Annotated in this window: 16 protein-coding genes; 10 read left to right on the forward strand and 6 right to left on the reverse strand. The window is 65.7% G+C overall.

Features of this window, described 5'->3' with window-relative positions:
• Positions 1 to 48: 48 nt before the first annotated feature.
• Complete coding sequence (locus QRN63_RS16675; RefSeq protein WP_285031787.1) at positions 49 to 1431, forward strand: FAD-dependent oxidoreductase; 1383 nt, start codon at positions 49 to 51, stop codon at positions 1429 to 1431.
• A gap of 8 nt (positions 1432 to 1439) precedes the next feature.
• Here QRN63_RS16675 and ygiD read toward each other — a convergent pair whose 3' ends face one another.
• The 4 genes from ygiD to QRN63_RS16695 form a co-directional block, all read right to left on the reverse strand.
• A complete protein-coding gene (gene ygiD, locus QRN63_RS16680) occupies positions 1440 to 2204 on the reverse strand; it encodes a 4,5-DOPA-extradiol-dioxygenase (protein WP_502888153.1) in 765 nt (254 codons plus the stop codon).
• 92 nt (positions 2205 to 2296) lie between these two features.
• Positions 2297 to 3442 (reverse strand): 3-ketosteroid-9-alpha-monooxygenase, oxygenase component, encoded by a 1146-nt coding sequence (locus QRN63_RS16685; RefSeq protein WP_285031790.1) that lies wholly within the window; start codon positions 3440 to 3442, stop codon positions 2297 to 2299.
• Positions 3435 to 4901 carry an FAD-binding protein gene (locus QRN63_RS16690; RefSeq protein ID WP_285031791.1) on the reverse strand — a complete coding sequence of 489 codons (1467 nt, stop codon included), beginning with the start codon at positions 4899 to 4901 and terminating at the stop codon, positions 3435 to 3437. The genes QRN63_RS16685 and QRN63_RS16690 overlap by 8 nt, the downstream gene beginning before the upstream one ends.
• Positions 4901 to 5401, reverse strand: coding sequence for a VOC family protein (locus QRN63_RS16695; RefSeq protein WP_285031792.1), 501 nt, complete (start codon positions 5399 to 5401; stop codon positions 4901 to 4903). The genes QRN63_RS16690 and QRN63_RS16695 overlap by 1 nt, the downstream gene beginning before the upstream one ends.
• 119 nt (positions 5402 to 5520) lie before the next feature.
• Between QRN63_RS16695 and QRN63_RS16700 the strand changes: the two genes are divergently transcribed.
• Both QRN63_RS16700 and QRN63_RS16705 read left to right on the forward strand, forming a co-directional pair.
• Positions 5521 to 6180, forward strand: a complete 660-nt coding sequence (locus QRN63_RS16700) for a TetR family transcriptional regulator (RefSeq protein WP_267316205.1) — start codon at positions 5521 to 5523, stop codon at positions 6178 to 6180.
• Positions 6181 to 6317: 137 nt separating this feature from the next.
• The gene (locus QRN63_RS16705) at positions 6318 to 7457 is read left to right on the forward strand and encodes a 3-ketosteroid-9-alpha-monooxygenase, oxygenase component (protein ID WP_285031793.1); all 1140 of its coding nucleotides are present in this window, start codon (positions 6318 to 6320) and stop codon (positions 7455 to 7457) included.
• 14 nt (positions 7458 to 7471) lie between these two features.
• Here QRN63_RS16705 and QRN63_RS16710 read toward each other — a convergent pair whose 3' ends face one another.
• Positions 7472 to 8110 carry a TetR/AcrR family transcriptional regulator gene (locus tag QRN63_RS16710; RefSeq protein WP_285031794.1) on the reverse strand — a complete coding sequence of 213 codons (639 nt, stop codon included), beginning with the start codon at positions 8108 to 8110 and terminating at the stop codon, positions 7472 to 7474.
• A gap of 105 nt (positions 8111 to 8215) precedes the next feature.
• Between QRN63_RS16710 and QRN63_RS16715 the strand changes: the two genes are divergently transcribed.
• The 5 genes from QRN63_RS16715 to QRN63_RS16735 all read left to right on the forward strand — a co-directional run bounded on the left by QRN63_RS16715 (position 8216) and on the right by QRN63_RS16735 (position 13048).
• Complete coding sequence (locus QRN63_RS16715) at positions 8216 to 8971, forward strand: SDR family oxidoreductase (RefSeq protein WP_285031795.1); 756 nt, start codon at positions 8216 to 8218, stop codon at positions 8969 to 8971.
• Positions 8971 to 9999, forward strand: coding sequence for a phosphotransferase family protein (locus QRN63_RS16720; protein ID WP_285031796.1), 1029 nt, complete (start codon positions 8971 to 8973; stop codon positions 9997 to 9999). Before QRN63_RS16715 ends, QRN63_RS16720 begins: the two co-directional genes overlap by 1 nt.
• Before the next feature lies 1 nt (position 10000).
• Complete coding sequence (locus tag QRN63_RS16725) at positions 10001 to 11221, forward strand: acyl-CoA dehydrogenase family protein (RefSeq protein ID WP_285031797.1); 1221 nt, start codon at positions 10001 to 10003, stop codon at positions 11219 to 11221.
• 195 nt (positions 11222 to 11416) lie between these two features.
• Positions 11417 to 11881 (forward strand): RrF2 family transcriptional regulator, encoded by a 465-nt coding sequence (locus QRN63_RS16730; protein ID WP_285031799.1) that lies wholly within the window; start codon positions 11417 to 11419, stop codon positions 11879 to 11881.
• Between the two features lie 54 nt (positions 11882 to 11935).
• The gene (locus QRN63_RS16735) at positions 11936 to 13048 is read left to right on the forward strand and encodes a hypothetical protein (RefSeq protein ID WP_285031800.1); all 1113 of its coding nucleotides are present in this window, start codon (positions 11936 to 11938) and stop codon (positions 13046 to 13048) included.
• Here QRN63_RS16735 and QRN63_RS16740 read toward each other — a convergent pair.
• On the reverse strand, positions 12982 to 13776 hold the full coding sequence (locus QRN63_RS16740) for a crotonase/enoyl-CoA hydratase family protein (protein WP_267316663.1): 795 nt from the start codon (positions 13774 to 13776) through the stop codon (positions 12982 to 12984). The genes QRN63_RS16735 and QRN63_RS16740 overlap by 67 nt on opposite strands.
• A gap of 264 nt (positions 13777 to 14040) precedes the next feature.
• Between QRN63_RS16740 and QRN63_RS16745 the strand changes: the two genes are divergently transcribed.
• Together QRN63_RS16745 and QRN63_RS16750 are read left to right on the forward strand one after the other, a co-directional pair.
• The gene (locus tag QRN63_RS16745) at positions 14041 to 14688 is read left to right on the forward strand and encodes a TetR/AcrR family transcriptional regulator (protein WP_350224452.1); all 648 of its coding nucleotides are present in this window, start codon (positions 14041 to 14043) and stop codon (positions 14686 to 14688) included.
• Complete coding sequence (locus QRN63_RS16750) at positions 14685 to 15548, forward strand: MlaE family ABC transporter permease (RefSeq protein ID WP_285031802.1); 864 nt, start codon at positions 14685 to 14687, stop codon at positions 15546 to 15548. The genes QRN63_RS16745 and QRN63_RS16750 overlap by 4 nt, the downstream gene beginning before the upstream one ends.

Consider the following 15548-nt stretch of genomic DNA (forward strand, 5'->3'; position numbering starts at 1 on the left):
GCGCCGGGTGCGGCCTGCCTCGGCGCAGTGCGAACTTCGGGAGCAACCATGTTGGCCCAGGGATTTGACGTCGTCATCGTCGGTGCTCGATGCGCCGGCTCACCGCTGGCCACGATGCTGGCGCGCCAGGGTGTAGACGTTGCGGTGGTGGAACGCGCGACGTTTCCACGGGACACCCTGTCGACGCACATCTTCGAGACCGACGGCTTGGCGTTTCTCGATCGGCTCGGCGTGACGGACCAGCTGCGCGCCACCGGCGCACCGTTCATGAAGCGGTCCAACTCCCGCGCCGACTCATTCCAGTTCAACGCTCCGTGGCCGCTGCGTGGTGGAGACATCGGCGGCGGCGCATCGGTCCGGCGCACGGTGCTCGACCCGATCCTGGTCGGTGCTGCGGAGGAAGCCGGGGCCGAGGTCCGGATGGCGACTGAGGTCACCGGATTGGTCTGGGAAGGGCGCCGGGTCACCGGGGTACGGGTCAAAACGCATGGCCGGGAGGACGAACTGCGGGCGCGGTTGGTCGTCGGCGCCGACGGGCGCAACTCCACGATCGGGAATCTGGTGGCAGCGCGCAAATACAACGTGGTCCCCGGCCAGCGGTTCGCGTACTGGGCGTTCTTCAGCGGTGCGCACATGCCGGCCGAGCCATCGAATGTGTTTCACCGGTGGGACGACAAGTTCGTGATTGCCGCGCCGTGCGACGAGGGCCTGTACCAGGTGATCGTTGTTCCCGAATTGAGTCAGCTCCAGCGATACCGTGCCGACCTTGATGGCAGTTTCATGGCCGACGCACTGACCTGTGAGCCGGTGGCAGAGGCGCTGGTGGGCGCGCAGCGGGTGAGCAAGTACTTCGGGATGTTGCACTGGACCGGCTTCTTCCGGGAACCTGCCGGGCCGGGTTGGGCGCTGGTCGGCGATGCCGGCCACTTCAAGGACCCGTCGGCAGGGCGGGGGATCAGCGATGCGTTCTCGCAAGTCGACGCGCTCGTACCGGCGGTAGTCGACGGCCTGGCCGGCTCGCCGGAGAAGCAGGATGCCGCGCTGGCGCGGTGGGGACGGTGGCGCGATCACGAATTCTCCGATCATTACTGGTTCGCCAACGATCTCGGCAAGTCCGGTGCGGTACCGACGGTGTTCGCGCAGATGGTCGCGGACCTGCATGCCAAGGGGGAGATCGGGCGGTTCCTCGACCTGTTCAACCACCGCGAAAAGCCGTCGCAGGTCTTGAGCGCAACGCGCTTGTTCGGTTCGGCCGGGCGGCTCCTACGTCACCAACATCAGGGCAGGCGGGCGCTCCTGAACGAGGTGCGGACCTTGGTTGGGGAAAGCGCGCACCGTCAGTTCCTCAACCACCGCCACGCCTACATCACGGCGCAAGAGGCGATGAAACCCGCTGGCGCGACGGAGGTCGACGCCGGCAGCGTGGCCTGAAGGGGAAGTCAGGTCACCACATACGACGTCATCGACAGCGACCCGTAGGTGTAACCGTCGACGAGCACGTTCGCGGGGGTGTCGGCCGCCGCGCACAACCCGGCGAAATAGAGCATCGGGATGAAGTGATCCGGTGTCGGCGCCGAGGCAGCGAAGTCAGGATGGTCGCGAAGCCGCAGAATGTCGGCGGGCGCAGCGGTCAGCAGATTGGCCGCGGCGTCGTCAAACCTTGTGGCCCAATCGAATCCGCTGTCGGGAAGCCGCGCGTTCATGGCCCGCAGGTTGTGCACGATGTTGCCGCTGCCGATGATCAGCACGCCACGGCTGCGCAATTCGGCCAGTTGCGCGCCCAGCGCGACGTGTTCCTCCAATGGCTTCTCGGCGTTGATCGACAGCTGCACCACGGGAATCGAGGCGTCGGGGAAGGCATGGAGTAACACCGACCAGGTGCCGTGGTCGATGCCCCAGCTGTCCCGGTCAGCGCCGATCCAGGTGGGCTTCACGGTCTCGGCGATCTCGTCGGCCAGCTCGGGCAGTCCCGGGGCCGGGTACTGCACATCGAACAACTCCTGCGGGAAGCCGTAGAAATCGTGGATGGTGCGGGGCTGCGCCATGGCGGTGACCGCGGTGGCGTTGATGTACCAGTGCGCGCTGACCACCAGTATCGCCCGCGGCCGTGGCACCGACTGGCCGAATTCTGTCCATGCGGCCGTGTACTGGTTGCGCTCGACGGCGTTCATCGGACTGCCATGCCCGATGAACGCGGCGGGCATGACGGTGGGCAGGTCAGCTGGTCCGGTCATCTCGGTGTTCAACGCTACCGCGGATCCCGCCGCCCCGGCGGCCGGCTGCCAATTGAACTGTGTCAGAGGCTGTTTGGCAAGCTGTCGACGGTGGTGCGGTTGGCCAGGTTCTGGGCGACCTCGGCGTGCCAGAGGTCGTTGGCGTGGGTGGTGTCGACTTCCTGCTCGAAGCGGGCGACCATGTCGGGTTTGATGTCGGCGACGTCGACGTAGAACTGCTCGTACCAGCGGCGGTGCTGGTAGACCGGGCCGTCTTCCTCGGTCAGCAGCGGGTTCTCGATCCGCGTCTTGTTCTTCCAGATCTCGACGTCTTCCATGAAGCCGTCCCCGAAACTGCGGCTCAATGACGCCGCGAGCTTGGCGGTCTTGTCCGCCGGCATTCCCGGGTTGTTCTGCACCGCCACCCCCCACTGCAGCACGAACGAATCGTGGGTGACCGGGTAGTGGCAGTTGATCAACGCGATCTCGACGGTGAAGTTCGGGGCCAGATCGTTGTGCAGCCAGTTGATCATGTACGCCGGCCCGAAATACGTCGCCTCCGACCGCAGGTAGGTACCGTCCCACAGCTCCCGGGTCGCATAGTCCGGGCGCGGCTTGGACTCCATGAACTGGCTCGCGGTGTGACCCTCGATGACGTTCTTGAAGTACGTCGGGTAGGCGTGGTGGATGTAGAAGAAGTGCGCCATGTCGACGTTGTTGTCGACGATCTCGCGGCAGTGCGATCCCTCGATCAGCAGCGCGTTCCACTGCCACGGCGACCACCGGCCCTCGCCGTACCCCTCGATGGTCGGCGGCGTCAGCTCCGGCCCCGGTGTCGAACCCTCCGGGTCGTGCCAGATCAGCAGCTGCCCGTTGACCTCGGTGCTCAGCCAGGCCCGGGTGCGGGCCAGCCGCGGCGTGCGCTTGGCATACGGCACCAGCTGGCACCGGCCGTCCCCACCCCAACGCCAGTCATGGAACGGGCACGCCACCGCATCACCTTTGACGGTGCCCTGGGACAGGTCACCACCCATGTGCCGGCAATAACCATCGAGCACCTTGATGGCACCGGCCGAGTCGGCGAACACCACGAGCTTGGTGCCGAACGCCTCGACCGCATGGGGCTTGCCATCGCGGAACGACTCGGCCAACCCGATGCAGTGCCAGCCCCGCGCGAACCGCGTCATCTCCACACCCGCATCGATGTGCCTGACCTCAACCTCAGTCATCTTGCGCCCCTTGAGTAGTCGCATCGGCGGCAGCGCGCCCCGCGCGCCGGCCGAAGAATGAACCGGCACCCAGCTGCGTGCCGCTCGAGTACCCCTTGGCGTCCTGCGCGATGGTGGAGGCACAGGCGCCGGCGGCATAGAGCCCGGCAACGGTGCTACCGTCGCCGCGTAACACCTCACCATCGGCCGAGATCGCCAGACCGCCGAGGGTGAAGCCGCTGTAGAACGCCTTGCCCAGACTCAAGTCGAACGCCGCCCAGGGTCCGGTGTCCTGCGGCTCCAGATACGTTGCCGCCTTGTGGAAATCAGGGTCCTCGCCGCGCGCTGCGTTCGCGTTGTACCGGTCGAGCGCGGATTGCAACCGTCCGGCGGGGATACCGAGGGCGGCTTCCATCTCGGCGACCTCTTCCCACCCGTCGATCAACTGAACCAACGGCATCGTCGGCATCTCGACATGTCGTGAATCGACGACGAGGTACGCGACACTGTCGGGTTGTTCGAGGGCGAAAGCGGATGTTCTTGCGTGATAAGAGTCTTCGGCGACGAACCGGTCCCCGTTGCAGTTCACGATCAGGCCGGTGAGGAGGGTGGCGGGCGGATACACCGGGGCGGTCACGAATGCCTGGTCCAGGTACTTTGTCGCGGCACCGACGGATTGACCCAGGCGGATTCCGATGCCGTCGTCATAGGTGCTGCCCAGGGCAAAAACGCGCTCATCGGCCAGCCGAGGCACGTGCTGCGCGAGCATTTCGCGATTCATCACGAAGCCGCCGGTGGCCAGGACGACGGACTTCGCCCGCACCGCGCCCGTCTCGCCGAAGTGCTTCCAGGTTGCTCCGACGACCCGGTCGTCGTCGACGACGAGAGCGGACACGCCTGTCTCGTAACGGATTTCCGCGCCGAGTTCGCCCAGCCGTTCGACCAGAAGCTTGACGACCATGCCCGCGCCGCCGGTATCGCCGGGTACCGGGACCTTGTGACCTCGCGGTGCCGGAGCCGCCTGCTCGCGGAACGGCCACACCTGCTCATTGCCGGTGTACATCAGGCCCTGCGTCTCCGGCTGGATGACGGCCTTGTGCGGGTAGTAACTGCGCTCGAACTCGAAGCCCAGTGCTTCCAGCCAGCGGAAATGTTCGGCGCTGCCCTCGCAGTAGGCGTCGATCAGTTCCGGCACAGGCTCTTTCGAGACCGCGGTCAGGTAGGCGGTCATTTCGGCGGCAGAGTCGTGCTGACCCGTGGCCTGCTGCACCTCGGTACCGCCACCCAGGTAGAAGTGCCCGCCCGCCATGGCAGTCGTGCCACCGGCCACCGCGGCACGTTCGAGCACCAATACCCGCGCACCCGACGCGGCAGCTTCGACTGCCGCGCAGCCACCGGCCATGCCCAGCCCGACAACGATGACGTCCACTTCGTCGGAGAACGACGAAATACTCTGTGCAGGTACTGTTTCCGGAACCATCAGACGCCTGCCGCGGTCTTCTTGATGTGCTCGAACATCGCGCGAATATCGGGGCTGAATTCGCCGAGTTCGATGTACGGCACCCCGGCCGACGCTCCATCGACATAGGCGAAACGCATCAACCCGCCGGACATCTCGCCCTGCTGCACGATGGCCAGCCCCTGTTCCTGCGCGGATGCCACGGCCGCGTCGAAATCAGCCGGCTCGAAACACACATGGTGCAGGCCCGGCCCGCTGCGATCCAGGAATTCGGTGTAGATGCTGACGCCACGCACCGGCTGGATCAGCTCCAGCTGCATGTCGCCCGAGTAGGACATCGAGATGTGGGCCGTGAAATCCGCGGGCTCGTCGTGGAGGCGGCAGGTTTCCGGCCCGAACTCGATGCCCGGCATCCGGACCCACGAGCCGACGCCGAACTGCTTGCTCAGCAGCTGCTCGGTTGCCTCGATGTCGTCGGTGACCCAGGCAATTTGACAGATCGGTCCATACGAGACGGTCATGGCTTCCTTCCGGTTGGTCGCGCCATCGGCCTCGACCTCGGAATTCAAACTAAGCGCTCACGCTTAATTGGTCAAGCATTGTTGATTACATCAGCGCTTGTGGGAGCTAGACTGAGCGCGTGAACCGGCCCGATGCGCGCACACAGTTGCTGGTCGCCGGTGAACGTTTGATCGCGGAATCCGGCCCCGCAGTATCGCTTCGCGACGTGGCAATGGCTGCGGGGCAGCGCAACAACTCGGCCGTCCACTATCACTTCGGCTCTCGGGACGGCCTGATCGAGGCGATCATCGCGCACCGGCAGGCCCCGCTGGAGCAGGCGCGGCTGGCGCTATTGGCCGAGCACGAAGCTGCCGAGCGGCCCGGCGACGACGTGGCCGCCTTGGTGACGATTCTGGTTGAGCCGCTGTTCGACACCCCGTATTCCGACGGCTCATGCCACTACGCCCGGTTTCTCGAGCGTGTCCGCAACCACCCCGTCATGGCGGACCTCACCTTCGCCGGCGACCAATGGCCCGCCACGCGCGTTCTCACCGGGCGGATCCTGCGCGCACTCGGTCATCTGCCGGAGGCGGTTCGTCATCAACGCCTGAGCTCGATGGCATCGGTGATGTTCACCCTGCTGGCCGATCATGAGCGGCAGGCCGACGGCCCTCGCCGTGGTGGGATGACCGAGGCGGACGCGAGGGCCAACATCCTCTCGATGGTTGTCGGCCTGCTCACCGCGCCGATGGGCCCGATGCCGTCGTACATCGGGTCGGCGACTCATGGTCATGGTTAGCAGGCGCTCGGGAAAGCGTTGCGGACTGACGTGCGATGGTGTCCCGCTCAGTGGACGCTCTGCTTGTGGAGTGGCTTTGCCGTGCTAGTTACATTGCAGATCAACGATTTCCAGCGCTGATCAACGATGGGGGTGCGATGTCGGTTGGTGAGCAGGAGCGAACGGAAATCCGGCAGATCGAGGCGGGGGAGAATCCGACGAGGTTCGCCCGCGGCTGGCACTGCCTAGGCCTGATCCGCGACTTCAACGACGGTGCGCCCCACCAGGTCGACGCGTTCGGCACGTCGCTGGTGGTCTTCGCCGATAGTCAGGGCCGGCTCAACGTGCTCGACGCATACTGCCGGCATATGGGCGGCAACCTCGCGTACGGCAGCGTCAAAGGCGACTCGATTGCCTGCCCGTTCCACGACTGGCGCTGGGGCGGCGACGGCAGATGCACATTGGTGCCCTACGCCAAGCGAACACCGCGGCTGGCACGCACCCGCTCCTGGCGCACACTCGAACGCAACGGCCAACTGTTCGTCTGGAACGACCCGCAGGGCAACACCCCGCCGCCGGAAGTCGACATCCCCGAGATCGAGGGATACGGCACCGACGCCTGGACGGACTGGACCTGGAACATCCAACTCATCGAAGGCTCACACTGCCGCGAGATCGTCGACAACAACGTCGACATGGCGCATTTCTTCTACGTGCACTACGCATTTCCCCGGAACTTCAGGAACATCTTCGAAGGTCATGTCGCCACCCAGGTGATGGATTCGACGCCGCGGGACGACATGGTCGTCAGTACTTTCCATGACCCGACGTCCATTCTCTATTCGGAGGCCTCATATTTCGGGCCCTCCTACATGATCGACCGGCTGCGCAGCGTATCCAACGGCATGACCGTCGAGACCATCCTGATCAACTCGCATTACCCGGTGAGCCCGAACTCGTTCGTGCTGCAGTACGGCGCCATCGTCAAGAAGCTGCCGGGCCTGACCGAAGCGGAAAATGCGGAACTCGCCAGGACTTTCATCGATGGTGTGCAGACGGGCTTCGAGCAGGACGTCGAAATCTGGAAGCACAAGGCCCGCATCGACAACCCGCTGCTCACCGAGGAAGACGGTCCGGTGTATCAGCAGCGTCGGTGGTACGAGCAGTTCTACGTCGACGTCGAGGACGTGACGCCGGATATGACCGACCGCTTCGAGTTCGAGATCGACACCACGCACTCGATCGAGAGCTGGGAAGCCGAAGTGGCCGAAAACCTTTCTGCCTCAATGCCGCACTGATTGCCGAAAAAGGTTCAACCTTCATCGGATCGGTTGTGGCCGAGCAGTGCGGCCACCAGGTCGAGGGCTGTGCCGATCTCGGGAGCACCGCCACCGAGGAGCGGCGCATAGAGGTGGGCGTCGCACATGCGGATGAGCGCCAGGCCGAAAGTGGCTGTGGGCAGCGGTAATTCCATTCGCCCGGCAGCCACCTCGGCGTCGAGGAGCTCGCCGACCAGGCGCCCGGCCGTCTGCTCCACGAGCCCGGGCAGCAGCATGAGCCGCACAATCAACAATGGCTCGCGGTGTGACACCGCCTGTAGCGGTTTCGCATCGACGACCGCATTCAGAAAGCGGTCCATCACCTTCAGGATGTATTCGGTGCCGCCCGGCGGTTCGGCGTCGGGTCCGGCCTCTGCGGCCATATCCGCAACGGTGCGCCGAAAGGTTCGTTCGGTGGCCTCGGCCAGCACTGTGGCCAGCAGGTCTTCCCGGTTACCGACGAGCCGGTAGAGGGTCGAGCGGCCGATGCCGAGTTCGGCGGCGAGCGCTGACATGTCGACAGGCTCGCCCGCCAGGTACAGCCGGGTCGCTGCGTCGACCGCGGCCTGGCGGCTCAAGGCCGTGCCCAGTCGCGCGGGCGGGGCGGGTGTCGTCGAATCAGCTCCGGACATCCGCCCATTATGGGACATTGCGCAGCTATGTGCCAGTGTGGCACACTTCGCCTATGTGTCCCACTCGTTTGGGACTCTGTACTGCCACCCCACGAGGAAGTTGACATGAGCACGCGATTCGAAGGAAAGACCGCGATCGTCACCGGTGCCAGTCGGGGCATCGGGTTCGCCATTGCCCAGCGTTTGGTCGACGACGGCGCCAAGGTGGTGATCACCGCCCGCAAGCAGGAGGCGCTCGACGCTGCCGTCGAGACCCTCGGTGGCCCGGACGTCGCGCTGGCCGTGGCCGGCCGGGCCGATGACACCGAGCACCAGGACGCCGTGGTGGCCAAGGCGATCGAAACCTTTGGTGGCGCAGACCTGTTCGTCAACAACACCGGCATCAACCCGGTGTACGGGCCACTCATGGACATCGACATGGATGCCGCGCGCAAGATTCTGGAAGTGAACGTGCTGTCGGCGCTGTCGTGGGTGCAGAAGGTGAATCGGGCCTGGCAGGCCGAGCATGGCGGCGCCATCGTCAACGTCGCGTCGATCGCCGGCCTGCGGCCCGCCCCGGGAATTGCCCTCTATGGGGTGTCCAAGGCCGCGGTGATCCACCTGACCGAGGAGCTGGCCTATGAACTCGGCCCGAACATCCGCGTCAACGCCGTTGCCCCGGCCGTCGTCAAGACGCGGTTCGCGACCGCGCTGTACGAAGGGCGCGAGGAAGAGGTCAGCAAGAACTACGCGCTGAAACGCCTTGGGGTTCCCGAAGATATCGGTTCGGTGGTCGCGTTCCTGCTGTCGGACGACGCCGGGTGGATGACCGGGCAGACGTTGACAATCGACGGCGGCGTCCTTCTGGGCGGCGGCGTCTGATGGCCGCGGACACCCACCTCGATCTGCCCGGGCTGGACCTGGACCGGCTCGGTGCCTGGTTGCCCTCCGCCGTGCCCGGTGCCGGAGCCCAGCTCACTGCGAAGTTGATCGCCGGCGGTAAGTCGAATCTGACTTACCGTGTCACGGATGGGAATTCATCGTGGATCGTCCGCCGCCCCCCTGTCGGGGAGCTGTTGGCCACTGCGCACGACATGAGCCGCGAATACCGGATGATGTCGGCGCTGGCATCCACCGCGGTCCCGGTGCCCACGATGTACGCCTTCTGCGACGACGTCGCAGTGCTCGGTGCGCCGTTCTATGTCATGGCAGAGGTCGACGGGTCCCCGTACCGCCGGGCGACCGAACTGGAGCCGCTCGGCGCCGCGCGCACCCGGGCGATCTCGGAGCGGCTTGTCGACACTCTGATCACCGTGCATTCAGTGGACCCGGCCTCGGTGGGTCTGGCCGATTTCGGCCGGCCCCAAGCCTTCCTGGGACGTCAGGTCGAGCGTTGGCGCAAGCAGTTCGCTGCGGCCCGCACCCGGGAGCTGCCTGCCATGGAAGAGCTCTATCAGGCGCTGGCGCAGCGGGTTCCGGCTGACTCGGCGCCCGGCATCGTGCATGGCGATTACCGTCTGGACAACGTACTGATGGACTCGCACGACCAGCCGGCGGCAGTGCTCGACTGGGAGCTGGCCACCATCGGTGACTCGCTGACCGATCTTTCGCTGATGGTCGCGTACGGGCGGCTCGCCGCATCGGGTAACCCGGAGGTCTCTGACGTCAGCGAAGCACCGGGCTTCCTCTCCGAGCAGGAGATCATCGACCGGTACCGCGCTGGGATCGGCCGCAGTCTGGGCGATTTCGGCTTCTACCTGGGCCTGGCCTTCTTCAAGATGGCGGGCATCTTCGAAGGTATCCACTACCGCTATGTCAACGGCCAGACCGTTGGCGACGGCTTCTCGTTCGCCGGGGACGCGGTGCACTCCCTGCTGGACTTCGGACTCAACGCACTGAAGGAGCACTGACATGGAATTCGCCTACGACGCCAAGACCAAGGAAATGATCGCCGAGCTGACGGCATTCATGGACAGCCACGTCTACCCCGCAGAGAAGACGTTCCACGAGCAGCTTGCCGCACTGGACAACCGCTGGGCCTGGGACAGCACCCCGGTGCTGGTGGAGCTGCGCGCCGAAGCGCGCCGCCGCGGTTTGTGGAATCTGTTCCTTCCGGGTCAGAAGGGCGCCGGCCTGACGAACCTGCAATACGCGCCGCTGGCCGAAATCACCGGCCGCAGTATCCAATTGGCACCCGCGGTGTTCAACTGCGCCGCTCCGGACACCGGCAACATGGAGGTGCTCAACGAGTTCGGCACCGAGGAGCAGCAGCGCCGATGGCTCGAACCGCTGCTGGACGGAGACATTCGTTCGGCCTTTGCCATGACCGAACCCGATGTCGCCAGCTCGGATGCCACCAACATCGGCCTGTCCATCGTCCGCGACGGTGACGAGTACGTCATCAATGGCCGCAAGTGGTGGATCACCGGCGCGATGAACCCCAACTGCGCGATCTTCATCGTCATGGGCAAGACCGACCCGAACTCGGAACGTCATCGCCAGCAGTCACAGATCCTGGTTCCCCGGGACACCCCCGGGCTCGAGGTGCTGCGCGGCATGGAGGTGTTCGGGTACGACGATCACGACCATGGCGGCCACGCCGAGCTGCGGTTCACCGATGTGCGGGTTCCGGTGTCCAACTTGATCGGCGAAGAAGGCAGCGGATTCGCGATTGCCCAGGCGCGTCTCGGCCCGGGCCGCATCCACCACTGCATGCGTGCGATCGGGGTCGCGGAGCGCGCCATCGAGATGATGTGCCGGCGCGCTGCCGACCGGGTCGCGTTCGGCAAGTCGCTGGCAGAGCAAGGCGTGATCCGGGACTGGATCGCGGAATCCCGCGTGCGAGTCGAACAGTTGCGGCTGCTGGTGCTCAAGACGGCATGGCTGATGGACACCGTCGGAAATCGCGGCGCGCACACCGAGATTCAGTCCATCAAGATCGCCACGCCGCAGACCGTGCAGTGGATTCTGGACAAGGCCATCCAGGTGCACGGCGCCGGCGGGCTCTCGCAGGACTTCCCGCTGGCCGCGATGTACTCCGGCATCCGGACCCTGCGCTTCGCCGACGGGCCGGACGAGGTGCACAAGAACGCCCTCGCTCGCGCGGAGCTCAAGAAGCACCTCGCGCACTGATAGCGCTGATCGAGGGGACGTCCGGCTCTCCGGTGGCACATCCGATTTGGCGCAGTCAACTTTTCCCTGACAGTCAAGGAAAGTGGACGCTTCCAGATCGAACATGCCAGGGGAGGTCGGAGGTCCTTCGGTGGTGGAGCTCTGGGCGACCATGTTTTATTTGCATCGGCTATGACGATTAAATAGCGTGGTCGGGTGCGGCTGACCGGTTTCACTGACGTCGGGCTGCGGATTCTGATCCGGCTGGCGGCTGAAGACGGCCGGCAGCGGATCTCGACGCGGCAGATCGCCGAGGACATGCAAATCTCGTACACGCACGCGACCAAGGCGTGCGCGCACCTGGCGGCGTCCGGGTGGCTGGACGCCGACCGCGGTCGCGGCGGCGGTCTCGCCCTCACCGCGGGCGGCCGTACCGCCCGCCTGGGCGACGTGGTGCGGTCGCTGGAAGACGACGATGACAGCGAGCTGGTCGACTGCAGCGGGCTGGATTGTCCGCTGCAATCGGGGTGCCGGCTCCGTGCGGCCCTGGCGGTGGCCAAAGCGGCGTTCTATGCGTCGCTGAACACCACCACGGTCGCCGACCTCGCGCAGCCGCCGACCCGGAACCTGCTGATCAGCCTCGGCGCGCCGGGCGCGCAGATCGATTCCCGCGCCGATTGAACCGAATGGCTCTGTAGTTCGTGGTACCCACAACCGCTGCGTAAGGGGACCGCCATGCAACTGTCCGCACGCCTGCCCGTCGACCTCGCCGCTGCCGCCGTTGCTTTGGTGGTCGTCGCACCACTGGCACCCGTCGCGCCTGCCGCGCAGCATCCGTCCCCGCCGACGGTGACGCGCGAAATCAGTTTGGCCGCAACGGTTCCACCGGGTGGCCTGATCACGAGTTTCATCAAGAACCAGGGCATCTACTGCTCTCTCATCTGTCCGCTGCTGGCGCAGACCGTCACGACGGGCATCACGACCACACTGCAGGAGCCGGGGGTGTTCCTCGCCGCGCTGCCGGCCAATGGCCCGCTCAAGGCGCTCGGTATCGCCGGCGCATCAATGACGGGGCCGACCGCGGCGGCCATGGACAAGGCGATCGATGTGGATGCCGCCATTCCGGCGCAGCGGGCGCTGAACGCTTTCGAGGTCGGTGTGGTGGGTCTGCTCAACATTCCTCCCGCGATCCTCGGCGGTCCCGGTGCGGTCCTCGCGGCGTTCCAGGATTTCCGTCAGCAGACGTTCGACGCGCTCAACGCGCCCGTCGTCCGAAACCCCGAGCCGACCGTCATGCCGCGCGGCGTGTTCCAGGTCGCGGTGATCGGCGTCATCAATGTGGTTGCGGCAGTGATCTTCCCGGGCTTCAACTTCTTCCTCGCGGGCGCGTTCCACGTGCCCGACGCCGTCGCTCAGGAACTGGCGAAGAGCGGCAATCCGCTTCGCGCGGCCATGGCCGGTGTCCAGACCGCCATCGGAGTGGTGAACAACGCGGCGAACGTCGTCGCGAAGGCCATCGTCACCGAGGCCGGCAAGGTCCGCGCCGCAGCCATGCAGCCGGGCGCCTTTACCCCGTTGGCTGCGCCCAAGCCCGTCACGACATCGGCCGTCAGCCCCGCCGTCGCGATCACCCAGACGCCGCCGAAGAAGCCGAAGAAAGCGTCGCCGTCGCAGACATTCGGGCAGTTGCCCAACCCGTTGGCCGGACTCATCAACGGTCTGACGAAGGCTCTGACGCCCAAGCCCGAACCGAAGTCAAAATCCGGCGGCAAGTCGGGACTTCAGTCCACGGACCGTGGTGCCCAAACCGGCGTGCCTTCGCGCCCGGCCTTGCGCGCCAACCGGTGATTGCGCCCCCGAAGCAGACGTAGTTGCAGGAGCGACTCGGTCCAGAATGCCCAGCGCGGCGCCGACGTCCAGGTCGAGTCGAAGAGTTTCTTGGTGGCGGCCAACGCATCGGGGGAGCGTTCGATCAGCTGTGCGGCCAGCTCCTCGGCGGCCAGCAGTGGATCGTCGGCGACGGAGGTGACTAGTCCATAGCCCAGCGCATCGGTCCCGGAAAACACCTCGGCGGTCATGGTGAGCCGCTTGGCCACATCGATCGGCAGGAGTTCGCGCAGCGTCACCGACCCGGTCATGTCCGGGATCAGGCCCCAGCGGGCCTCCATGACCGACAACTTGCAGTCCGGCGTCGCGATGCGGAAGTCCGCCGCCAGGGCGACCTGCAGCCCGCCGCCGTAACAGTGGCCGTGCACTGCCGCGATCACCGGTACCGGCAACTCGCGCCAAGCCCAGCAGGCCTGCTGGAACAGGTTGGTCTTCTGCCCCGGGAACTTGCCGAAGTTGCGCACTGCGCTCAGCCCCTGCAGCTTTGCTCCGGCGAAGTCCAGCCCGGTGCAGAACGCGCGCCCGTCGCCCCGAAGAATCACGACGCGCACCGAACGGTCGCGGGCCAGTCGGTCGGGCACCGTGGCGAGCGCCTCCAGCATCGGCAGATCCAGGCTGTTCATCTTGTCGGCGCGGTTGAGCGTCGCGTAGGCGATGCCATCTCGAACTTCGACGGTGATCCGATCCATTGCCATGGGGGCAGGATAGTGCGCCGCTGCCGCCTACCACGGCGCCGCTCGAAGCTGTGGGTGTTTGGTGAAAATGCCCAAACCGGCCCATGGTCGGGGAAGCCGCCCTACTGTGCAGCGGCAACGCCAAGTGTGAAGTTCAGCAAACCGGACGCCGCACCGCACGTCCTCGCGAGACAATTCATTCCGTTTCGCGAAGAGTGTGTTCCAAACCGGAATCGATGCGCTACTGTGATCCGCGTGACAGGCGAGGCGCGCGCGACGATGGCGGAACGCCAGCGTGCGAAGCGCGCTGAGCTGGTACGCGAGGAAGTCATCGAAGCGGCGTTGGCGGAGTTCGCTGAGCGGGGATATCACCAGACCTCCATCAGTCACATCGCCAAGCGCCTGGGGTCCGGCCACTCGATGTTCTACCGCTATTTCGAGAACAAGCGCGACATCGTCGACCACGCCGTGCGCCAGGTCAACGCCAGGGTGCTCGCGGCGATTGGCGATCCGACGCCGGGGCGGCTGACATCGATCACCGAATTCCGTGATCACCTGCTGGGGATCGGCATGGCCTACAGCGAACTTCTGGCCGACGAACCGCGCTTGATGCAGCTGATCGTGGTGCAGGCAGCCGGTGTCGATCAGCAGATGACCGAGGAGTTCCAGCGTCTCTTCGATGACGGCGCCCGCGTTCTCGCGACCATGCTTCGGGACGGCATCAAGCAGGGCTACATCCGTGCCGACGTCGACGTGCGCGCCACCGCCCAGACCATCTGCGCCATCCCGTTCGGTATCGCCCTTCGCTACGGACAGAAGCCGAGCCGCGAGGAGTTGCTCGCGCAGACCCTCGCAAGCAATGAACTGGTGTGCCGCGGCATCGCCACCGAGTGGCCGCAGTCCGGCCGGGAAGCGGCGGCTCGATGACGGACCAGGCACAACCACGGGGACTGGCGAAGTGGGGCGCCATCGCCGAGGCCATCGACTGGGTCAAGCGTTATCTGCAGAACCACCCGATCGCATCGCTGAGCACGGCCGGTGGGCAGATCGTGCTCGGTCTGCGGACACTGGAGTACCTGTTCTTCGACATCATCAAGGGCCGCTTCCAGGTGCGCGAGTTCCTGGACCAGGCCGCGTTCATGGCCGGAACCGCCTTCACCCCAACGGTTCTGGTGACCATCCCGATCAGCGTGACGCTGTCGATCCAGTTCGCGTTGCTGGCTGGCCAGGTGGGTGCGTCATCGCTGTCGGGCGCGGCCACCGGGCTGGTGGTGATCCGGCAGGGCGCGCCGCTGGTCGCCTCGCTGCTGCTGGCGACGGCGGTGGGTTCGGCGGTCTGCGCCGATCTCGGGTCGCGCACCATGCGTGAGGAAATCTCCGCCATGGAGGTGATGGGCGTGTCCCCGATCCAGCGCCTGGTCGTGCCGCGGCTGGCCGCGCTCGTTCTCATCGGTGTGCTGCTGACCGGCGTCACCAGCTTCGTCGGCTACCTGGCGAGCTACATGTTCAACGTCTATCTGCAGAACGGCACCCCGGGCTCCTTCATTGCCACGTTCTCGTCGTTCTCCACGGTCGGTGACCTGGCGCTGGCGATGGTCAAGGCCGTCGTCTTCGGCGTCATCGTGGCGGTGATCAGTTGCCACAAGGGGCTGGACACCCGGGGCGGTCCGGCCGGTGTGGCGAACTCGGTCAACGCCGCGGTGGTGGAGTCGGTACTGCTGATGATGATCGTCAACGTGGTGATGAGCCAGCTGTACGTCATCGTGTTCCCGAAGACGTCGATCTGA

The sequence above is a fragment of the Mycolicibacterium sp. lyk4-40-TYG-92 genome (assembly GCF_030209435.1).
GTDB lineage: Bacteria > Actinomycetota > Actinomycetes > Mycobacteriales > Mycobacteriaceae > Mycobacterium.

Coding starts and splice junctions, on each gene's coding strand:
- QRN63_RS16745 (WP_350224452.1), top strand. CDS start 14,041: ATGGCGGAACGCCAGCGTGCGAAGCGCGCTGAGCTGGTACGCGAGGAA.
- QRN63_RS16735 (WP_285031800.1), top strand. CDS start 11,936: ATGCAACTGTCCGCACGCCTGCCCGTCGACCTCGCCGCTGCCGCCGTT.
- QRN63_RS16705 (WP_285031793.1), top strand. CDS start 6,318: ATGTCGGTTGGTGAGCAGGAGCGAACGGAAATCCGGCAGATCGAGGCG.
- QRN63_RS16740 (WP_267316663.1), bottom strand. CDS start 13,776: ATGGATCGGATCACCGTCGAAGTTCGAGATGGCATCGCCTACGCGACG.
- QRN63_RS16675 (WP_285031787.1), top strand. CDS start 49: ATGTTGGCCCAGGGATTTGACGTCGTCATCGTCGGTGCTCGATGCGCC.
- QRN63_RS16695 (WP_285031792.1), bottom strand. CDS start 5,401: ATGACCGTCTCGTATGGACCGATCTGTCAAATTGCCTGGGTCACCGAC.
- QRN63_RS16725 (WP_285031797.1), top strand. CDS start 10,001: ATGGAATTCGCCTACGACGCCAAGACCAAGGAAATGATCGCCGAGCTG.
- QRN63_RS16720 (WP_285031796.1), top strand. CDS start 8,971: ATGGCCGCGGACACCCACCTCGATCTGCCCGGGCTGGACCTGGACCGG.
- QRN63_RS16715 (WP_285031795.1), top strand. CDS start 8,216: ATGAGCACGCGATTCGAAGGAAAGACCGCGATCGTCACCGGTGCCAGT.
- QRN63_RS16710 (WP_285031794.1), bottom strand. CDS start 8,110: ATGTCCGGAGCTGATTCGACGACACCCGCCCCGCCCGCGCGACTGGGC.
- ygiD (WP_502888153.1), bottom strand. CDS start 2,204: ATGCCCGCCGCGTTCATCGGGCATGGCAGTCCGATGAACGCCGTCGAG.
- QRN63_RS16750 (WP_285031802.1), top strand. CDS start 14,685: ATGACGGACCAGGCACAACCACGGGGACTGGCGAAGTGGGGCGCCATC.
- QRN63_RS16685 (WP_285031790.1), bottom strand. CDS start 3,442: ATGACTGAGGTTGAGGTCAGGCACATCGATGCGGGTGTGGAGATGACG.
- QRN63_RS16690 (WP_285031791.1), bottom strand. CDS start 4,901: ATGGTTCCGGAAACAGTACCTGCACAGAGTATTTCGTCGTTCTCCGAC.